A 20,858-nucleotide genomic window follows, 5' to 3' on the forward strand; every position below is an offset into this window, starting at 1 on the left:
CCTCAGCAGTCCAGTGGGTTGCGTTTTTCCGGGTTGATGCCGAACTTGACGATGGCTTCTGCAACCACCTTAGGTTCGATATCGCCACGGTCAGCCAGTGCTTCCAGGGCTGCCAACACCACGAAGTGACGGTCTACTTCAAAGAAGTGACGCAGTTTTTTGCGGCTGTCGCTGCGGCCGAAACCGTCAGTGCCCAGCACTTTGAATTCCTTGACCGGTACCCACTGGCGAATCTGTTCAGCGAACAGCTTCATGTAGTCGGTAGAGGCAATGACCGGACCTTTACGGCCAGTCAGGCACTCTTCAACGTAGCTCAGCTTAGGCTTCTGGCCCGGGTGCAGACGGTTGCTGCGTTCAACGGCCAGGCCGTCGCGACGCAGTTCGTTGAAGCTGGTAACGCTCCATACGTCAGCACCGATGTTGAACTGTTCACGCAGGATGATCGCTGCTTCACGGACTTCACGCAGGATGGTGCCGGAGCCCATCAGCTGAACGTGGTGCGCCGCTTCCTTGGTGTCTTCCTCGAGCAGGTACATGCCCTTGACGATGCCTTCCTCGACACCGGCCGGCATGGCTGGCTGCTGGTAAGACTCGTTCATCACGGTGATGTAGTAGAAAACGTCCTGTTGCTCTTCGGTCATCTTCTTCATGCCGTCCTGAATGATCACCGCCAGCTCATAGCCGTAGGTTGGATCAAAGGTGCGGCAGTTCGGGATGGTACCGGCCAGGATGTGGCTGTGACCGTCTTCGTGCTGCAGGCCTTCGCCGTTGAGCGTGGTGCGCCCGGCGGTGCCGCCGATCAGGAAGCCACGGGTGCGGCTGTCGCCAGCGGCCCAGGCCAGGTCGCCAATACGCTGGAAGCCGAACATCGAGTAGAAGATGTAGAACGGCAGCATTGGCTGGTTGTGGTTGGAGTACGAAGTACCGGCGGCGATGAAGGAGCTCATGGCGCCTGCTTCGTTGATGCCTTCTTCGAGGATCTGACCTTTTTTGTCTTCGCGGTAGAACATCACCTGGTCTTTATCGACTGGCTCGTAGAGCTGGCCGACGGACGAGTAGATGCCCAACTGGCGGAACATGCCTTCCATACCGAAGGTACGGGCTTCGTCCGGGATGATCGGAACGATGCGCTGACCGATTTCCTTGTCCTTGACCAGCTGCGCCAGGATGCGCACGAAAGCCATGGTGGTGGAAATTTCACGGTCGCCGGAGCCGTCAAGGATGGCCTTGAGGGTGTCCAGTGGCGGGGTCGGAATGCTGGTGCTCAGAGCACGACGCTGAGGAACGAAACCGCCCAGTGCAGTGCGGCGCTCGCTCAGGTAGCGGGCTTCAGCGCTGCCTGCTTCAGGTTTGAAGAATGGCAGGTTTTCGATTTCGTCGTCTTTGACCGGGATGTCGAAACGGTCGCGGAACAACTTCAGGCTTTCAACATCAACTTTCTTGGTGTTGTGCGCCGTGTTTTTCGCTTCGCCAGCGCCGGTGCCATAACCCTTGATGGTCTTGGCCAGGATGACGGTTGGCTGGTTCTTGTGGTTGACCGCTTCGTGGTACGCCGCGTAGACCTTGTACGGGTCGTGGCCACCACGGTTGAGTTTCCAGATCTCGTCGTCGGACAGATCAGCAACCATCGCCTTGAGTTCAGGCGTGTTGAAGAAGTGTTCACGTACGAACGCGCCGTCTTTGGCTTTGTAGTTCTGGTACTCGCCGTCGATGACTTCGTCCATGCGACGTTGCAGGATACCGTCGACGTCCTTGGCCAGCAGTGGGTCCCAGAAACGGCCCCAGATGACTTTGGTCACGTTCCACTGAGCACCGCGGAATACGCCTTCGAGTTCCTGGATGATCTTGCCGTTGCCGCGAACCGGGCCATCAAGGCGCTGCAGGTTGCAGTTGATAACGAAGATCAGGTTGTCCAGGTTTTCACGGCCGGCCAGGGAGATCGCGCCCAGGGATTCTGGTTCGTCGCACTCGCCGTCGCCCAGGAAACACCAGACTTTTTGCTTGCCTGCCGGGATGTAGCCGCGGGCTTCCAGGTACTTCATGAAGCGAGCCTGGTAGATCGCCTGGATCGGGCCAAGGCCCATCGATACAGTCGGGAACTGCCAGAAATCTGGCATCAGCCAAGGGTGCGGGTAGGACGACAGGCCCTGACCGTCTACTTCCTGGCGGAAGTTGTTCATTTGTTCTTCGGTGATCCGGCCTTCCATGAACGCACGGGCGTAAACGCCTGGCGAGGTGTGACCCTGGAAGTAGATCAGGTCGCCGCCGTGTTCGTCGGTCGGGGCCTGGAAGAAGTAGTTGAAGCCGATGTCATACAGGGTTGCGCTGGAAGCGAAGCTGGAGATATGACCGCCCAGGTCAGAATCTTTCAAGTTCGTGCGCATCACCATGGCCATGGCGTTCCAGCGAACCAGCGAGCGAATGCGGCGTTCCATGAACAGGTCGCCAGGCATGCGTGCTTCGTGGGTTACAGGAATCGTGTTGCGGTAAGGCGTGGTGATGGCATACGGCAGCTGCGAACCGGTGCGGGTAGCGAGCTCACCCATACGGGTCATCAGGTAGTGAGCGCGGTCTTCGCCTTCTTTGTCGAGAACCGATTCCAGGGCGTCCAGCCATTCCTGGGTTTCGACGGGATCGAGGTCTTGCATGGCTTGCTCCAGGGCGGATAGGCTTCCAGAATCGGTTGCCTGAGTTTGCGACTGGCCTTGTGGGCAGACGACATAAATTCTTGGATGGCCGGAGGTTGATTCCAGCGGCGTGTAGTTTTACTACAAATCGTCGGCCATTTCAGCCTTTCGAGTGTGTGACTCAGTAGTAAAACTACAGGATTGGTCCTGATAGCCATCAGTTTGGTTGTGCGAAAAATCGATATTGTTGGTGTGTTTCTCGTCATTCAGCCTTATGTGCGCAGGCTGGATGCTAAACAATATGCGCTTACAGCTATTTATAACCTTTGTTCGACAGTCGGATTAAACCGCTGTTTCTTCCTGTCACCGTACTCGGCAACACCATCGCCGATCAAGGATAGACCATGAGCCTCCCGTCGCTAGCACCCATTCCAGGTCTTTTACAGCCATTGGCCAGTCGCGCCGAGCAATCCTGGCGCACGGCGGTCGCCGGGCTTGAGGGCGAACAGGGGCTCGATGACTGGTCGGCGCAGCGCTGGTTGGCATTTAACCGGGTCAGTGCCGCGAGTGACTTCTTTATAGAACAGTCATTACGTGACCCTTTGATGTTGCTTGAGCTTGCGGGCTCAGGCGAACTGGACCGCAGCTTTGCCCCCGGCGAGTTGTGTGCCCAGATCAGCGTTGCGGCGCAGGCTGCAGCCACCGATGACGAACTGGGCCGTGCACTGCGCCGCCAGCGTACCCGTCAACAGATCCGGATTATCTGGCGTGACATCAACCGCCAGGCCGACTTGATTGAAACCTGCCGCGACCTGTCGGACATGGCCGATGCCAGTATCGATCAGGCTTATCGCTGGTTGTACCAACGTCATTGCCAGCAGTTCGGCACGCCCACCGGGCATCGCAGTGGCGAGCCGCAGCAGATGGTGATTCTGGGCATGGGCAAGCTGGGTGCCGTAGAGCTGAACCTGTCTTCGGACATTGACCTGATTTTCGCCTACCCCGAAGGCGGCGAAACGGTGGGCGCCAAGCGCCCGCTGGACAATCAGGAGTTCTTTATCCGTCTGGGGCAGCGCCTGATCAAGGCCCTGGACCCGATGACTGTCGACGGTTTTGTGTTTCGCGTCGATATGCGTTTGCGCCCGTACGGCTCGTCCGGCTCATTGGTGCTGAGCTTCAATGCGCTGGAGCAGTACTACCAGGATCAAGGCCGCGACTGGGAACGCTACGCCATGATCAAGGCCCGGGTCGTGGCCGGTGATCAGGCGATGGGTGCGCAGCTGCTCAGTTTGCTGCGCCCGTTCGTGTACCGACGCTACCTCGATTTTTCGGCGATTGAAGCGCTGCGCACCATGAAACAGCTGATCCAGCAGGAGGTGCGGCGCAAAGGCATGGCCGACAACATCAAGCTGGGGGCGGGCGGGATTCGTGAAGTCGAGTTTATCGCCCAGGCATTCCAGCTGATCCACGGCGGCCGTGACCTCAGCCTGCAGCAACGCCCGCTGCTTAAAGTGCTGACGACCCTGGAAGGCCAGGGGTATTTGCCGGGCGAAGTGGTTAACGAGCTGCGCGAAGGCTATGAATTTTTGCGCTATACCGAGCACGCGATCCAGGCCATAGCAGACCGCCAGACCCAAATGCTGCCCGACACCGAGCAGGATCAGGCGCGCATTGCATTTATTATGGGGTTTGACACTTGGGCGGCATTCCACGAGCAATTAATGGCGTGGCGCGGTCGCATCGACTGGCATTTCCGTCAGGTCATCGCTGACCCTGATGAGGAAGAGGTCATCGATGAAGGTGAACTGATCGTCGGCGGAGAGTGGTTGCCGTTGTGGGAGGAGGTCCAGGACGACGCCGCTGCCTGTGTCCAGCTGGAAGAGGCCGGGTTTGTTGATGCCCCCAAAGCCTTGAAGCAACTGGCGGCCCTGCGTTCCAGTCCGCAATTGCGCGCCATGCAGCGTTTGGGACGCGAGCGCCTGGATGCGTTTATCCCGCGTTTGCTGGCCCAGGCCGTAGAGCACGCCAACCCCGATCTGGTACTGGAGAGGGTGTTGCCGCTGGTCGAGGCGGTGGCCCGACGTTCGGCTTATCTAGTGCTGTTGACCGAAAACCCCGACGCATTGCGGCGTTTATTGACGCTGTGCGCGGCGAGCCCGTGGATCGCCGAGCAAATCACCCGCTTCCCGTTGTTGCTCGATGAGTTGCTCAACGAGCGTCGACTGTTCAAGCCGCCCCTGGCGCCAGAGCTGGCGGCCGAGTTGCGTGAGCGCCTGACACGTATCCCCGAGGACGATCTTGAGCAGCAGATGGAGGCCTTGCGTAACTTCAAGCTGGCCCACCGCCTGCGGGTTGCGGCCTCGGAAATCGCGGGCAGCCTGCCTTTAATGAAAGTCAGCGATTACCTGACCTGGCTAGCCGAGGCGATTCTGGAGCAAGTGCTGGCGCTGGCCTGGCGCCAGACGGTGGCCAAGTACGGAACGCCCCAGCGCACGGACGGCAGCTTGTGCGACCCCGGCTTTATTATTGTTGGCTACGGCAAGGTGGGTGGAATCGAGCTGGGACACGGCTCGGATCTGGACCTGGTGTTTATCCACGACGGTGACCCGAATGCCGAAACCGATGGCGCCAAGCCGATTGATGGCGCGCAGTTTTTCACCCGGTTGGGTCAGCGCATCATTCACTTGCTGACGGCCCAGACCAACTCCGGGCAGCTGTATGACGTCGATATGCGCCTGCGTCCCTCAGGCGCATCGGGATTGCTGGTCAGTTCCCTTGGCGCCTTTGAGCGCTACCAGGAAAGCGAGGCCTGGACCTGGGAGCACCAGGCGCTGGTGCGGGCGCGGGTGCTGGTGGGCTGCAAGCAAGTGGGCAGTGCGTTCGAAAAAGTACGTGCCAGCGTGCTGGGGCGTGAGCGCGACCTGCCTGTCCTGCGCCAGGAGGTCAGCGAGATGCGGGCCAAAATGCGTGGCAATCTTGGTACCCGGATAACGGCTGCCGGAACGGCTGAAAACGCCTTCGAGGCCACGGTGCCGTTCGACCTCAAGCAAGATGCCGGAGGTATCGTCGATATTGAATTTATGGTGCAATACGCGGCCCTGGCGTGGTCCAGGGAACATCCGGCGTTACTGCGCTACACCGATAACATCCGCATTCTGGAAGGGCTGGAGCAGGTCGGGCTGATGCCCGCCACTGATGCCAACCTGTTGCGCGAGGCTTACAAGGCCTTTCGCACCGTCGCCCACCGTCAAGCCTTGCAAAAGGAGGCCGGCGTGGTCACGGGGGATCAACTTGTGGTCGAACGTCAACACGTGCGACGCATATGGTCCGAGCTGGGATTGAGCTAGTTCGCTGGCTTAAGTACAGAGTTAAAGCTGTAAGAACGTATCCGGCGGGTCCATAAGGCCCGTCCAATTTGCCTGACGCCTCGTGGCGCGGGTGCTGGATTCTTTGAGGAGCGTAATGATGTCGATGGCTGATCGTGATGGTGTGATCTGGTATGACGGCAAGCTGGTGCCGTGGCGTGATGCTACGACGCACGTGCTGACCCATACATTGCACTACGGCATGGGCGTGTTTGAAGGTGTACGCGCTTACGAAACCCCGCAGGGCGCGGCGATTTTCCGCTTGCAGGCGCACACTGACCGCCTGTTCGATTCGGCCCACATCATGGGCATGAAGATCCCGTTCAGCAAAGACGAAATCAACGAAGCGACCCGCATTGCGGTGCGCGAAAACAACCTCGACAGCGCCTACATCCGCCCGATGGTGTTCTACGGATCCGAAGCCATGGGCCTGCGCGCCACTGGCCTCAAAGTCCACGTGATCATCGCGCCGTGGAGCTGGGGTGCCTACATGGGTGCCGAAGCGCTGGAAGTCGGGATCAAGGTGCGCACCAGCTCCTTTACCCGTCACCACGTGAACATTTCCATGACCCGGGCCAAGGCCAACGGTCACTACATCAACTCGATGCTGGCCCTGCAGGAAGCGATTTCCGGCGGTGCCGACGAAGCGCTGTTGCTGGATCCGGAAGGTTTCGTGGCCGAAGGCTCGGGCGAGAACGTGTTCCTGGTCAAGGATGGCGTGATTTACACCCCGGACGTGACGGCTTGCCTGAACGGCATCACCCGCAGCACGATCCTGACCCTGGCCACCGAGCTGGGTTACAAGTTTGTTGAAAAACGCATTACCCGCGACGAGGTGTATATCGCCGACGAAGCGTTCTTCACTGGCACTGCCGCTGAAGTGACGCCGATTCGCGAAGTCGACGGGCGTCATATCGGTATCGGCCGCCGTGGCCCGATCACCGAAAAACTGCAAAAAGCCTATTTCGACCTGGTGACCGGCAAGACAACGGATCACCCAGAGTGGCGTACACTGGTCAAATAAAGCGATATGGCACTACAGCAGGGAGGCGAATGCCTCCCTTGCTTGTTTATGGAAACTTATGAATATTTTGATCGTTGGGCCCAGCTGGGTCGGTGACATGGTGATGGCGCAGACACTGTTTCAGTGCCTCAAGCAGCGCCACCCGCAGTGCGAAATCGATGTGCTGGCCCCCGAGTGGAGCCGGCCCATCCTTGAGCGCATGCCGCAAGTGCGCAAGGCCTTGAGCTTTCCGCTCGGCCACGGCGCGCTTGAACTGGCCACGCGACGCAAGATCGGCAAGTCCCTCAAGGGCCAATACGATCAGGCAATCTTGCTGCCCAACTCGCTGAAATCAGCCCTCGTGCCGTTCTTTGCGGGCATCCCCAAGCGCACCGGCTGGCGTGGCGAGTTTCGTTATGGCGTGCTCAACGATGTGCGCAAGCTCGACAAAGAACGCTACCCGTTGATGATCGAGCGTTTCATGGCGCTGGCCTATGAGCCGGGTGCCGACCTGCCCAAGCCTTATCCGCGCCCGGCCTTGCAGATCGATCCGCAAAGCCGTGCCGGCGCACTGGCTAAATTTGGCCTGGAACTGGACCGCCCGGTGCTGGCGCTGTGCCCGGGTGCCGAGTTTGGCGAGTCCAAGCGCTGGCCGTCCGAGCACTACGCCAAAGTTGCCGAGCAAAAGATCCGCGAAGGCTGGCAGGTGTGGTTGTTCGGCTCCAAAAACGATCACGCTGTGGGCGAAGACATCCGCTCGCGGTTGATCCCCGGGCTGCGTGAAGAGTCGGTCAACCTGAGCGGCGAGACCTCGCTGGCCGAGGCCATTGATTTGCTGTCGTGCGCCGATGCCGTGGTGTCCAACGACTCCGGGCTGATGCACGTGGCTGCTGCGCTGAACCGCCCGCTGGTGGCGGTCTACGGCTCCACATCGCCGGGTTTTACCCCGCCGTTGGCCGACAAGGTCGAAATCGTGCGCCTGGGGCTCGAGTGCAGCCCGTGTTTTGATCGCACCTGCCGCTTTGGCCACTACAACTGCCTGCGCGAACTGATGCCCCAGCCTGTGGTTGAAGCCTTGCAGCGTTTGCAGGGCTCACCGGTCGAGGTCAACTAGGTGCGCGTTCTGTTGGTCAAAACCTCATCCCTTGGGGATGTGATCCATGCCTTGCCCGCGTTGACCGATGCGGCGCGGGCGATTCCGGGCATCACGTTTGACTGGGTCGTGGAAGAAGGCTTTGCCGAAATTCCGACCTGGCACCCGGCAGTGGGCAAGGTTATTCCGGTAGCGATTCGCCGTTGGCGCAAAAATATCTGGGAAACCATCAAGAGCGGTGAGTGGCGTCGCTTCAAGCAAAGCCTGCGCGCCGAGCAATACGACCTGGTGATCGATGCCCAGGGCCTGGTCAAAAGTGCCTGGCTGACCCGCTATGTAAACGCCCCGGTGGCCGGTCTGGATAAAGACTCTGCCCGTGAACCGCTGGCCAGCCGCTTTTATCAGCGGCGTCTGGCGGTGGCTCGCGGGCAGCACGCGGTCGAGCGTTTGCGCCAGTTGTTTGCCGTGGCGCTGGGCTACGACCTGCCCAAAGGGTTGGGTGATTATGGCCTCGACGTTGAGCGCCTGATTGAATTACCGCGCAAGAAGCCTTACGTATTGTTCTTGCACGGCACCACGTGGGACACCAAGCACTGGCCCGAAGTGTACTGGCGTGACCTGGCCCTGCGCATGGGGCACATGGGTGTCGAAGTGCGCTTGCCCTGGGGCAACCCGGCAGAGAAGGCCCGTGCCGAGCGCATTGCCAGCGGTCTGAGCAACGCAGTGGTGCTGCCCAAGCTGAATCTGGCGGGTGTTGCCAAGGTACTGGCCAGCGCCAGCGCCTGTGTCGCGGTCGATACCGGGCTGGGGCATCTGGCGGCGGCGCTGGATGTGCCGACCATCTCCCTGTTTGGCCCCACCAATCCGGGCCTGACCGGTGCCTATGGCAAGGTGCAAATCCACCTGGCCAGCGATTTTCCGTGCGCACCGTGTCTGCAGAAAAAATGCACCTACACTCCGACTGCACAGGACCAGCAGCGGTTTGATCTGAAAAACGAGTGGCCGTTGTGCTTCACCCGTTTGAACCCTGAGCGTGTCGCGAGTCGATTAAGCACGTTGTTACTGGCTGAGGAACTGCGCTGATGCAACTGGCTTTTGTGCTGTACAAATATTTCCCGTTTGGCGGGCTGCAACGCGATTTCATGCGCATTGCGCTGGAGTGCCAGAAACGCGGCCATCAAATTCGCGTCTACACCATGATCTGGGAGGGTGACATTCCCCCCGGTTTTGAAGTGCTGGTGGCGCCGGTCAAGGCGTTCCACAACCATACCCGCAACGAAAAAATGCTCGCCTGGATGCAGGCCGACCTGGCCAAACGCCCGGTGGACCGCCTCGTCGGCTTCAATAAAATGCCGGGGCTGGACGTGTACTACGCGGCCGACGGCTGTTTTGAAGACAAGGCGCAAAACCTGCGCCATTCGTTCTATCGCTTCTTCAAGCGTTACAAACACTTTGCCGAATACGAGCGGGCGGTGTTCGACAAGAACGCCAAGACTGAAATCCTGATGATTTCCGAAGTCCAGCAGCCGCTGTTTATCAAGCATTACGATACGCCGCTTGAGCGCTTCCACCTGTTGCCGCCGGGCATTGCCCTGGACCGTCGCGCGCCCGCCAATGCGGCCGAGATTCGCGCCGGGTTCCGGCGTGAATTCAACCTGGCAGACGACGACCTGCTGATGGTGCAGATCGGTTCCGGGTTCAAGACCAAAGGCGTCGATCGCAGCCTTAAAGCCCTGGCGGCGTTGCCGGGCGAGCTTAAAAAGCGCACCAGGCTGTTTGTCATTGGCCAGGACGATCCCAAAGTCTTTCAATTACAGAGCGCCACGCTGGGGCTGGGCGATCACGTGCAGTTCCTCAAGGGGCGCAGCGATATCCCGCGCTTCCTGCTGGGCGCTGACCTGTTGATTCACCCGGCCTATAACGAAAACACCGGCACCGTGCTGCTTGAAGCGCTGGTGGCAGGGTTGCCGGTGCTGGTCAGCGCCGTCTGTGGCTACGCCCATTACATCAGCGACGCCGATTGCGGCCGTGTACTGGACGAGCCGTTCGAGCAGGCGCAACTCAATGAATACCTGACACACATGTTGTCCGACGATGCTGCGCGCGCGGCCTGGAGCCAAAACGGCCTGGCCTACGCGCAGACGGCCGACCTCTACAGCATGCCGCAGCACGCTGCGGATGTGATTCTGGCGGAGCAACACTGATGAAACTGATTCTTGCCGAACCGTTCAAGAGCTTGTGGGCAGGACGCGATGCGTTCACCGAAGTCGAGCGCCTGGAGGGCGAGGTTTACCGCGAGCTGGATGGCCGACGTACTTTGCGTACTGAAGTCGAGGGCCGCGGTTATTTTGTGAAAATCCACCGTGGCATTGGCTGGGGTGAGGTGTTCAAAAACCTGCTCACGGCCAAGTTGCCAGTGCTGGGCGCGGGCCAGGAATGGCGGGCTATCAAGCGTCTTCACGAAGTCGGCGTACCCACCATGACCGCCGTCGCGTATGGCGAAAAGGGCAGTAATCCGGCGGGGCAGCACTCGTTCATCATCACCGAAGAGCTGGCACCTACGGTCAGCCTCGAAGACTTCAGCCTCAACTGGATCAAGCAGCCGCCACAGCCAGCCCTCAAGCATGGGCTGATCGCCGAAGTGGCGCGCATGACCGGCATGATGCACCGCGCCGGGGTTAACCATCGCGACTGCTACATCTGCCACTTTTTGTTGCACACCGACAAACCGGTCACGGCCAAGGACTTCCGCCTGTCGGTCATTGACCTGCACCGTGCCCAGGTTCGACCGGTCATCAGCAAGCGCTGGCGCAACAAGGACCTGGCCGCGCTGTACTTTTCGGCGCTGGACATTGGCCTGACCCAACGGGACAAGCTGCGCTTCCTGCGGGGTTACTTCCAGATGCCGCTGCGTCAGATCCTGCGCGAAGAAGCCCGCCTGCTGGCGTGGCTGGAAGGCAAGGCGAGCAAGCTCTATGAACGCAAACTACGTTATGGGGATGCACTGTAATGGCGGGTTGGAATCTTGAACCCGCTTACAGCGCACTCGCTTCTGATTTTGGCAGTCTGGAAGCGGTATTTGCCCTCCAGGGCGAGCACCTGACCCGCGATCCTCTTTCGGAAGTGATCCGTGTGCAGCGCGATGGCGTCAATTATTACGTCAAGCGCTATACCGGTGCGGGCAAGGGCTTGCGTCGCTATCTGGGCCGCCCTCGGGTCAAATCCGAATGGCAGAACCTCAAGCGCTTCGACAAGTGGGGCATTCCCACCGCCGAAGTCGTGGCGTGGGGCCTTGAGCGCAGTGGCTTTGCCTACTCCCGTGGCGCCATGATCACCCGTGAGCTGCCCAATACCCGCGATTTGTCCGAACTGGCAGACCACCATGATCCGTTGCTCAAGGACCGTGCCTGGGTCGACTGCGTCAGCCGCCAGTTGGCGAAATGCACCCGGATCATGCACAACCATCGCTTTACCCATAACGATCTGAAGTGGCGAAACCTGCTGGTCGACGATCAGCCCAAGCTGTTTTTGATCGACTGCCCGAACGGTGACTTCTGGCGCGGTTTCTGGCTCAAGTACCGCATCACCAAAGACCTGGCGTGCCTCGACAAAGTGGCCAAGTACCATTTGTCTTACACCCAGCGTTTGCGTTTTTATTTCCAATACACCGGGCGCACTACGCTCAATGCGGCGGACAAGGAACGTGTTCGCCATATCGTGCGTTTTTTTGAGGGCCGGGAATGACTGATTTTTTAGCGGATGCGGATCGGGCTTTGCTTGAGCGCAACGGGCTGGCCGACTTCGATGCGCTGTGGGCTGTGCAACTGGAAGCCGTGGACGAGCCCAACACCAGCGGTGGTGGCTGGAGCAGCGTGTTTCGCATGGACCTCGAAGACCAGGGCTTTTACCTCAAGCGTCAAAGCAACTACCTGACCCGTACCCTGCACCGGCCATTCGGCGAGCCGAGCTTCGCCCGCGAATTTCGTAATATTCAGCGTTATCAGCAAATGGGTATTCCGGCGCTGGAAGCGGTGTTTTTTGGCGAGCGAAAAGTGCCTGGCGAACATCGCGCGGTGCTCATGACCCGTGCGCTGGATGGCTGGAATGACCTCGATTCGTTGCTTGAACAATGGCCGCAACTGACCCCTGAGCAGCAGCAGGCAATTTTGCGTGAATGCGGCCTGTTGGCGCGTCGCCTGCACGCTGCGCGTCAGGTGCATGGCTGCTTTTATCCCAAGCACATTTTCTTGCAGGCTGACGGCTTGGGTTATCGCGCCCAATTGATCGATCTGGAGAAGACCCGGCCCTTGTTGCTGGGCCAGCGTGACCGGGTCAAGGACATTGAGCCGTTGCTGCGTCGAGCCCATGCCTGGAGCGATGCCGAGGTGCGGGTATTGCTCGCTGCCTATCTGGATCAGCCTGTCGACAGTGGTCTGGTGGATGCCTGGCTGGCGCGACTGAACGTGCGTCGCAGCCACAAGGGAGCGCGCTGATGCGTTTGTCCGAACTGCAAAAGGCGGGTCGTGCGCCGGGCTTGCCGCTGAGTATCGAACTGGCCGACGCGGCCGGGCCTGCGCAATTGCAACTGCTGAGCTTGTTGCGGGTATTGCCCGGGCAGCGTTACGTAGGCGCCGGGGTGTGGCGCGGGCGTACGGTGCTGGCCAAATTGATGGTTGGGAGCAAGGCTGCGCGCAACTTCCAGCGAGAGTTGACGGGTGTGCGCCTGCTGGCTGATCAGGGCTTGACCACGCCGAAGTTACTGGCTGATGGTTTGCAGGAAGGCGAGGGCGGCTGGTTGCTGTTCGAGTTTCTGGAAAATGCCCAGAGCCTGGGTGACGCCTGGGGCGCGGTGCAGTCGTTGCCGGTTTTGGCAGATGAGCAAGTGGCCGTACTGGCCCAGGCGCTGGCTGCCATTGGCCAGATGCACCTCAAGGGCCTGTGGCAGGAAGACCTGCACCTGGACAACCTGTTGCGTCAGGGCGCCAAACTGTACTTGATCGATGGCGCGGGTATTTGCGTCGAAGAAGCCGGCCAGCCGCTGTCGCGACAAAAAGTCCTGGAAAACCTCGGCGTGTTCTTCGCTCAGTTGCCTAAAAGCCTTGAGCCATTTATCGAAGAGTTGCTGGTGCATTACCTGCTCAGCAATGGTGAGCACGCCTTGCCGCTCGAAGCGCTGCTCAAGCAGATCGAGAAGGTACGTGCCTGGCGCCTGAATGATTTCTTGAACAAGGTGGGTCGCGACTGCTCCTTGTTCAGCGTTGAGCGCACCGCCTTTGTCCTGCGTGCGATTCGCCGTGAAGAAGAGCCTGCGATGCTGCCGGTTCTGGCTCACGCCGATGCCTTGCTGGATCAGGGCCACTTGTATAAAACCGGTGGCGCGGCCAGTGTCGGCAAGGTTGAAGTGGCGGGCCGCACCCTGGTGGTCAAACGCTACAACATCAAGGGTTTTGCCCACTGGCTTAAACGCTTCTGGCGCCCGAGCCGTGCCTGGCACTCATGGCGCGAGGGCAATCGACTGGCGTTACTGGGCATTGCCACGCCCAAGCCGCTGGCACTGCTGGAGACCCGTTTTCTGTGGTTGCGGGGCAAGGCGTATCTGGTGACAGCGTTTTTGCTGGGGCCGGACATCATCGAGCGTTTTGCGCCCTATGTTGAGCGGGGGGATGCGCCGGAAGCCGAACTTCAGGCGCTGGATCAGCTATTTGCCGACTTGATCCGCGAGCGCATCAGTCACGGTGATCTCAAGGGGCATAACGTGTTCTGGGATGATGGCCGTTGGGCATTGATCGATCTGGACTCGATGTGCCAGCACGCCAGCCTGAGGAGTTTCGCCACCGCCTACGCCCGTGACCGGGCGCGCTTCATGCGCAACTGGCCGGTGGACAGTGCGTTGTATCAGCTGATTGACGGGCGCTTGCCCAAAGACCTTGGCTAAGACTCTGTGGGAGCAGGCTTGCTCGCGATGCAAGCGCTGCGGCCTGTCAGGCTGACCGCGTTGATGCCATCGCGAGCAAGCCCGCTCCCACAGGAGCGTGCCCGTGCTGTCAGAAGCTGTACTGGGCTCCGGCTCCGGCATACCACGACCGTCCCGGCGCGGCTTCGTAGAAGCGGCTGTTACCGTCCGCCACGATCACCGAACCCACGTACTGACGGTCCAGCAGGTTGTCCAGGCGCAACGTCTGGTGGAAGGTCCAGTGTTCCACCTTCTGCTCAAACTTGGCCCGCCAGTTGAATACGGTGTAGGCCGGAGCTGCCTTGGCGGTGTTGGTGTCTTCAACATACACCTTGCTGCGGTACATGCCTTCAACGGCGGTGCTGAGCCAATCCACCGGTTTCCAGTTCACTTCGGCAAACAGCGTGGTCTGTGGAACACCGGGCAAGTAGTTGCCTTTGTCGACCGTGCCTTTGGTGCTGGCAAAGTCACTGTCGTAGGTCGCTTGCAGACGGGTATAGGCCAGGGTTGAGGTCCAATGCTCGGCCAGCTGGCTTTCTACGCCCAGTTCAAAGCCTCGGCGCAAGGTTCGGCCGGCGTTTTGGTAGGTGGTCCGTCCGCCTGTATTGCTTGCAACCACCAGTTCATCTTCGGTGGTGATCTGGAACACCGCCGCGTTGATCCGTGTGTTGTTTAGCTGGGCTTTCAGGCCCATCTCGTATTGAGTGCTTTCGGAGGGCTTGAGGCCGAAGTTAAAGCCTCGACCGCTGGGCGAGTACGCCAATTCGGCCTGTGTCGGCGTTTCAAAGCCCTTGCCCGCGCTGACATAGCCGTGCAGTTCTGGAGTGAAGGCGTACATCACGCTCATCGACGGCGTGGCTTTTTCATAGCGTTTGGTGCCGCTGTCGTCGCCGTTGCTCAAAAATTGATCATCGACGTCCATTTCCATGGTGCTGTAGCGCAAGCCGGCCTGCACGGTCCAGTTGTCCAGTTGTCCAGCGCCCAGTTGGCCTGCACATACGGGTCGAGGCTGCGGGCGGTGTCCACTTCGTCGCGCACCAGCGCACCTTTTACCCCCAATTGGTTGCCCAGATAATTGTTATAGCCGTGACGGCTGTCCTGGCTCTGGTCGAAATCCAGGCCACCGATCAGGGTCAGGTCCCCAGGCACGCCATACACCGGTTGCAACCAGCGCAGGCTGCCGCCGTAGAACTTGCGATCGAATTGAACGACGCCGCCGCCCTGTTCGTTACCCGGCGTTCCTTTGGGGATCGCCAGATACTGAATCACACTCCGGGTGCCGGTATAGGCATTGACCTGCAGGGTCGCGTCGCCGATATAGCGCTCGTAGTTCATCCCCAATTGTTGATGGTCGATGCTTTTACGGGTGTTGTAGGTCAGGGCGTTTGGCGTTACCGAGCGCGGGTCGGCCTTGTAGGCGGCCCAGCTTTGGCCCAGCGGGTCTTGCGTGCCGTTCTGCTCAAGGCTGCTGTAGATCAGCGCCAGCTTGCTGTCTTCATCGGGCTTGAGGTTGAGCTTGGCAAACGTCTGGTCGCGGCGAGCGGCACTGTGGTCGCGGTAGCCGTCGGTGTCCATGCGCGAGGCGTCAAGCACAAAGCCCACGTCATCTGTGGCGCCCTCGGCAGTGAGGTGGTTTTTGTTCATGCCGTCGCTGCCGATCAGGGTTTCGGCGCCAATGCGCGGCGGACCTTCGCCGTCGCGGGAGAACATCTGGATCACGCCACCGGCGTTGCTGCCGTACAGGGTGGCTGCCGGGCCGCGCAGTACTTCAATGCGCTCGGCGGTGTCGAGGTTGAAGGTCGCCGCCTGCCCCTGGCCGTCCGGGGTGCTGGCTGGAATGCCATCGGCAATCAGCTTGATGCCACGTACACCAAACGCCGAGCGGGCGCCAAAGCCACGGGACGAGATCTGCAGATCCTGGGCGTAGTTCTGACGGTTTTGCACCACTAGCCCTGGCACGCGGGACAGTACCTCGGAGGCATTGATGCCTAGCTGGCCATCCTTGATTTGCTCCTGGTTAATGCTGTCGACCGAGTACGGCAGGTCAAAACTCGGGCTGGTGCTGCGCGAGCCGGTGATGACGCTGGGGTCCAGTTCAAGGGGGGCTGCGCTGAGGATGGGTGTCAGGCAGAGGCCAGGCAGTAACAGGGCAACGTGAGCAGGTACGAAATATTTCATGGGCAAATCGGGGTTCCGTGTGACGCGACCCGTCCAGGGCAACGGGATGAGGCTAGCAGAGGGCGCGCAGTTTAGCGGCTGAGGGCGGGATATCCAGTAAAACCGGGCAACGAGGGCGATATCGGATCGCCCTCGTGTGCAGGTGAAGGGTTATTGCATCTGCGTCATGTTCATGTCCCGCAAGTCCTCTATCAGATCTTGCAGGCGGTCGTAACGTTTCTGGTGGACGGGTATCCAGCTGGCTCGCTCGATATAAAACTGGCCGCCAGGGTCTGTTTGCACCGGGGTGTGCACCATTTCGTGGTTGCTCGCTCGATGGATCAGGTGTGCGCCGTCCGGCGTTGCGCTTTCAAACCTGAACATGCCGGGTGCGGTGAGCCGTTGATTGTTCTGGGTCGGGGACAGCGCAGGGATTTGCGGTTTGGTGCCGGCAATATCCATTTGCAGCCAGTAATCGTTCTTCAAGAAGGTGAAGTCGCGGTGTCTGTAATCCGTTGGCACGACTTCCCCCATATTCATGCGCACCCCGCGGCTGGTGCCGGGGAAGACGTCGGATACCCGTACGCCGATCGCGCCCTCAAGCTCTGCCAGGCCTGGCACGCCCTGGTAGGTGTTGGCGTGGGTGTTGCCGGTGAAGGCAATCCATTTGCGAGCACCGGATTTTGCTTGGTCCGCGCGGATTGTCTGTGACGCAAAGTAGCTGAACATTTCATAGCGAATAACGTCGGCAGGTGAGCTGGCGAGGCCACCGGCCCCGGGGTGCAGGCCCCTGTGGTTGTAACTGGCCGCGCAATCAAGGGCGATGACTTCGATGCCATGTCGCCTGGCCTCGCGCACCAGCGTGCTGTACGTGTGGGGGCTTGCGGGATTGATCCCATGACCCGCGTCCTGGGCTTTGAGGAACTCATCCAGAACAATCGGCATTTTTCCGGTTTTAAAGAACTCGTCGAGAAAGGTCTGATGAAAATCAGTTTGCAGGTGCTCCAGGTACAGCACTTTCACATCCAGTTCAGCGAGCTTGCTCATTTGGGTGGTGAGCAGTTTTTTACCTGATTGATTGGAGTGGACTTCGCCTACTACGACGCCATCGGTGTGCTCATAAAGGTGTTTGAACAAGTCCTGCGGGCTTGTATCCGCTGGAACGACGGGGCGAGTGACACGGGGTTTTGCGGGCTTTGTGGCCAAGAAAGCACGTGCGTCGGCCAGTAATCGGAGCCTGAAGTTTGAAAAAAACTGGCTGGTGCGGGTGATGTCCGGATTAGGCGAAATCCAGTTGGCATCCAGTAAGCCCTTGTTGTTCTTGACCAGATCCTGAACTTTGGCTTTGTACTCATAAGGCAAATCGTAGGCGCTGTGGATAACGTCAGGTACGGCTTCAGGCAAGTGAGTGTTGTCACCCAGCAAAGGGCTCCAGCGTTTGGTGTTGTCGGCCAGGCGGTGTTTGATTTCCCAATAACCGTTTGTACGCCGCAGTTTGTGACTGCCGCTGACGCCGCTGCTTGAACCTGCGGGCAGTTGCAAATACCAGTGACGGCCGAGCCAGCCGCTGTACACCTCAAACACCACGCCGTCTTGCTGGATATACCGGTTGTTGCTGACGCGGTAGACGCCCTGGGCGTCAGGGGTGAGGCTGTCGAGATTGACGCTGCTGATACGGGCGCTTTCGATCACGCGCTCAATCCCGGTTTTGAGCAACGGTGTTGTCGGGTCCACATCCCATATACCTGCCGATACCTCGCGCACCGGGAGGCGGCTGCGCGCATCCGGTTTGCGCTCATCAATTACGCGCCAGCGCTCATCCAGGATGTCGTATCGGCAGGGGTAAAGTGTGCCCTGCCGGTCTTTGAGGTAGTGATGAGCTGATCCTGCGCCCGTTGTGCTGAACTCATAGATTCCAGAACCGTATTCGTCACCTCTGCGCAGGGTGAGCCCTGTTGCTGCGTGACGGCTTGCCGCGCCGGGACTCAGCGTTGGTGCGGGCTGTCTGGCACGCTGGCGGATGGATCGGCCAAACACCGCAGAGCCGGCAAAGTCCGACGCGCCGTCGGTCAGGTGGGTGATGGACTCCACGAAGTGCAACAGGGCTTCGTGCCCTTCATCGCGCTGCAAGGCATCGACGCCCTGATAAATCTGGTAGATGAACCGTGCCAGTGCGATGGGTAGCAGCACCTTGGTCGGCAGCACGAAGGACACCACATCAATCACGGTCAAGGCTGCTTCCTTGGCGGTGTTGAGGTTGCTTTCCCAGGTGGAGGTCGATTGATCGTCGGCCTCGTGAATGGCATGCAAGGCTTCAGTGTCGTAGGACGCCTCAAACAGGTGATGGCTGATCGGTTGCAGTTGAACGTTGCTCTGGCTGAGTCCCGCTTCGATCAGTGGCTTGATGTACGGTTTTTGGGCAGTGGTCACGCGGCGCATCACGTAGGTGCGTAAATCAGCACGGGACAGGATTCGACCCAGCTCGTTGCGCGAAGGCACAGTGACAAACCAGTGCTGGTCGGGGGCGCCCGGCAAGTAGCACACGAGGTCGGTCGATCCGGTAGAGGTGAACACCAGCGCGCCCGGCAGTGGCTTGTAACGCAGCATCAACAGGTGGGCTTTGATCTGCGCGCCGTTGACCAGCGGGCGGCTGCTTTCAACGGGGTAATCCAGTGCCGCCTCAACCCATGCCGCCTGCTCGGCACCCAGAGTGCCCGCCATGCTGGCTTCCAGCAGGTCCAGGTTCAGCTGTGCGGCGCGCAGGGCAACGTAATGTTCCTTGCGCCAGCGTGCCTGAGGGGAATTGACCAGCAGATGGTTGAGCCTGGCTTTGTAGGTCTGGCCAATATCGAGCTGGCGTACCAAGGTCTTGAGGTAGCTGCTGGTGAGAGTGGGGTGGGGGGTGCCGTGGGCATCCTTGACCTGAGCTGTCAGGGCAAATGTCACATCCCATATGCCCACATTGGACAGCGCCAACTCACTCAGGCTGCGTCGGGTGGTCCTGTAGGTGATGGTAGGTCCGGTTCGGTCCACGCTGGCGCCAGCGGCGAACCCGGAGCCTGTGATCGGGTTAATCACCGCGCCGGTTTGCAGCGCTTCGGTGGTCGAGATGAAAAGTGCATCGGGGTCTATATCAATGCCGTGATCGGCTTTGATCTGTTGCTTGAGCCGGGTTCTGGCGTAACCCAGCAGGGTGTTGATTTGCCCGATGTCTGCCAGGGGTTCGGTGTCGGGAGCCTCTGAAGCCTCGCGCTCATGGTTAAGGCGCTCGACCGCCAGGCGCCATTTGGTTTTGTTGGCTTCAGAGGCTGTTTTGAGCCACTCGGGCAGCTGAATTTCCAGCAGCCGGGTATAGCGGGCGCGCAACAGGCTGGCGGGCTTGATGGGCAGGCTTGAATTCAGGGATTGATCGACCATCTCGACCAGTTGCTCAAGCGTGGCGCCTGGCTGATCAGTGCGCATGGATGCCCAGGCATGGCGCATGTCGCGCTTCTGTTTTTCGATCAGTTGCTCGCTGTAAAACGTCTTTACTTGCTGCTCAGGCACCGGGCTGTAGTCCACCTGCTCAAAGGCCAGTGCGCCGAAACGTTCTTCTGCCAGCACACAATCGAGTAACGCCTCCCGCTGGCGCCCGTCCTTGAGTCGCGCGCTCAACTCTTGGGTCAGCGCTGCCAGTGAGGTGAAGGCTTCGAGCCCGGTGCTGGGGGTGTAGAGCACCACCGTGCGCAGGGTCTGGTCTTGCACGATGCGCGTGTCCAGAGGGTCGGCAGAAGCCCGCGGCAACTCTCTGGTGGTTATCACCAACACGCCGTGCAACAGCGAGGCGGGCTGAGGGGCCCGGCCATGCAAGGTCAGCGTGTAAAACCCGTAGGCGCCTGGCGTTGATGGCTGTTCAGGCAGGGAGAGCACCTGATTGATGGCGCTCATGGCTTGCGGACTGAGGGTTCTGTCTTCATGGCGCAGGGTTGCTTCAGACAGGATCAGGTTCAGGGCAAAGCGTGACAGCCAGTTTTTCGGGGTGAGGGAGTTGAGGTCCTCATGGGGCGTTTGCCAGTAGTCACGGTGAGCATCCCTCACACACAGTTCAAGGCTGCGCGTGGTGAACTCGAGGTATTTTTCGAGTTGTGGCACGGTGATCTCTGCGACCAGATCTTGCTCGTCCAGGGTGTAGGCATAGTTGTAAACGCGGGCTGTATTTTGCACAAAGGTCGGCACCTGGCCGGTGAGGTGGCACTGCTCGATCAGCATGCTCAGGGTTTCGCTGACGATAACGGGCGACTGGCACGGCTCGGCTGCCCGTTCGTAGTTGACGTAGAGGAAGTCGGTGCAGGCCTCTATGGGCAGTTGTGGGAAAAACATCCTTAGTCGGTGGTCTAGCGAGAGTGCGAGATCCGGGAAAGTGTCAGAAAACTTTGTCCATTCGGCTTCTAAGCCTTTGAAGTGTTCCAGGTGGCTGGGCATGCTGATTTCCTGTTGAGTGAAGCGTGCGGGTCGCACGCGACGGTGTGATCACAGGAAATCCCAACGGCGGGTGGGGGTGGGCTTACATATGTCTGGAGTACCGTGTCTTTTACGAGCAGACCTGGCGCGGCTGGGCGTGGCAAATCGCGCTGGGTCATTTGCGGTGTCTTTACGCTATAATCCCGCTCTTTAGCTGTTT

General features: G+C 59.7%; 11 protein-coding genes and 1 pseudogene. 9 read left to right on the top strand and 3 right to left on the bottom strand.

From position 1 onward, the window contains the following. Window positions 1–2 precede the first annotated feature (2 nt). The gene (gene aceE, locus AC19YQ_RS05940; RefSeq protein ID WP_133076695.1) at window positions 3–2,648 is read right to left on the bottom strand and encodes a pyruvate dehydrogenase (acetyl-transferring), homodimeric type; all 2,646 of its coding nucleotides are present in this window, start codon (window positions 2,646–2,648) and stop codon (window positions 3–5) included. 383 nt (window positions 2,649–3,031) lie between these two features. Here aceE and glnE point away from each other — a divergent pair, with 383 nt between their 5' ends. From glnE to AC19YQ_RS05985, 9 genes are all read left to right on the top strand, one after another. Continuing rightward, complete coding sequence (gene glnE / locus AC19YQ_RS05945) at window positions 3,032–5,974, top strand: bifunctional [glutamate--ammonia ligase]-adenylyl-L-tyrosine phosphorylase/[glutamate--ammonia-ligase] adenylyltransferase (RefSeq protein ID WP_500594778.1); 2,943 nt, start codon at window positions 3,032–3,034, stop codon at window positions 5,972–5,974. 118 nt (window positions 5,975–6,092) lie between these two features. Then, window positions 6,093–7,016: a branched-chain amino acid transaminase gene (locus tag AC19YQ_RS05950; RefSeq protein ID WP_019825360.1), complete on the top strand. Its 924-nt coding sequence runs from the start codon at window positions 6,093–6,095 to the stop codon at window positions 7,014–7,016. Window positions 7,017–7,074: 58 nt separating this feature from the next. Beyond that, window positions 7,075–8,109: a lipopolysaccharide heptosyltransferase II gene (gene waaF / locus AC19YQ_RS05955; protein WP_219262158.1), complete on the top strand. Its 1,035-nt coding sequence runs from the start codon at window positions 7,075–7,077 to the stop codon at window positions 8,107–8,109. After that, window positions 8,110–9,171, top strand: coding sequence for a lipopolysaccharide heptosyltransferase I (gene waaC / locus AC19YQ_RS05960; RefSeq protein WP_219262157.1), 1,062 nt, complete (start codon window positions 8,110–8,112; stop codon window positions 9,169–9,171). It begins immediately after the preceding gene. Continuing rightward, window positions 9,171–10,292 (top strand): glycosyltransferase, encoded by a 1,122-nt coding sequence (locus AC19YQ_RS05965; protein ID WP_133076690.1) that lies wholly within the window; start codon window positions 9,171–9,173, stop codon window positions 10,290–10,292. Before waaC ends, AC19YQ_RS05965 begins: the two co-directional genes overlap by 1 nt. Next, window positions 10,292–11,098: a lipopolysaccharide core heptose(I) kinase RfaP gene (rfaP, locus tag AC19YQ_RS05970; RefSeq protein ID WP_339474846.1), complete on the top strand. Its 807-nt coding sequence runs from the start codon at window positions 10,292–10,294 to the stop codon at window positions 11,096–11,098. The genes AC19YQ_RS05965 and rfaP overlap by 1 nt, the downstream gene beginning before the upstream one ends. Next, window positions 11,098–11,832: a lipopolysaccharide kinase InaA family protein gene (locus AC19YQ_RS05975; protein WP_019825369.1), complete on the top strand. Its 735-nt coding sequence runs from the start codon at window positions 11,098–11,100 to the stop codon at window positions 11,830–11,832. Before rfaP ends, AC19YQ_RS05975 begins: the two co-directional genes overlap by 1 nt. Further along, complete coding sequence (locus AC19YQ_RS05980) at window positions 11,829–12,581, top strand: lipopolysaccharide kinase InaA family protein (RefSeq protein ID WP_500594779.1); 753 nt, start codon at window positions 11,829–11,831, stop codon at window positions 12,579–12,581. Before AC19YQ_RS05975 ends, AC19YQ_RS05980 begins: the two co-directional genes overlap by 4 nt. After that, window positions 12,581–14,023 carry a lipopolysaccharide kinase InaA family protein gene (locus AC19YQ_RS05985; protein ID WP_500594780.1) on the top strand — a complete coding sequence of 481 codons (1,443 nt, stop codon included), beginning with the start codon at window positions 12,581–12,583 and terminating at the stop codon, window positions 14,021–14,023. The genes AC19YQ_RS05980 and AC19YQ_RS05985 overlap by 1 nt, the downstream gene beginning before the upstream one ends. A gap of 109 nt (window positions 14,024–14,132) precedes the next feature. Here the strand turns inward: AC19YQ_RS05985 and AC19YQ_RS05990 are convergent. Together AC19YQ_RS05990 and AC19YQ_RS05995 are read right to left on the bottom strand one after the other, a co-directional pair. Continuing rightward, window positions 14,133–16,219 (bottom strand): annotated as a pseudogene (locus AC19YQ_RS05990) (TonB-dependent receptor family protein). Window positions 16,220–16,369: 150 nt separating this feature from the next. Continuing rightward, window positions 16,370–20,659, bottom strand: coding sequence for a ChaN family lipoprotein (locus AC19YQ_RS05995; protein ID WP_500594781.1), 4,290 nt, complete (start codon window positions 20,657–20,659; stop codon window positions 16,370–16,372). Between the last annotated feature and the right edge of the window lie 199 nt (window positions 20,660–20,858).

This window comes from Pseudomonas sp. MF06569, assembly GCF_059862735.1.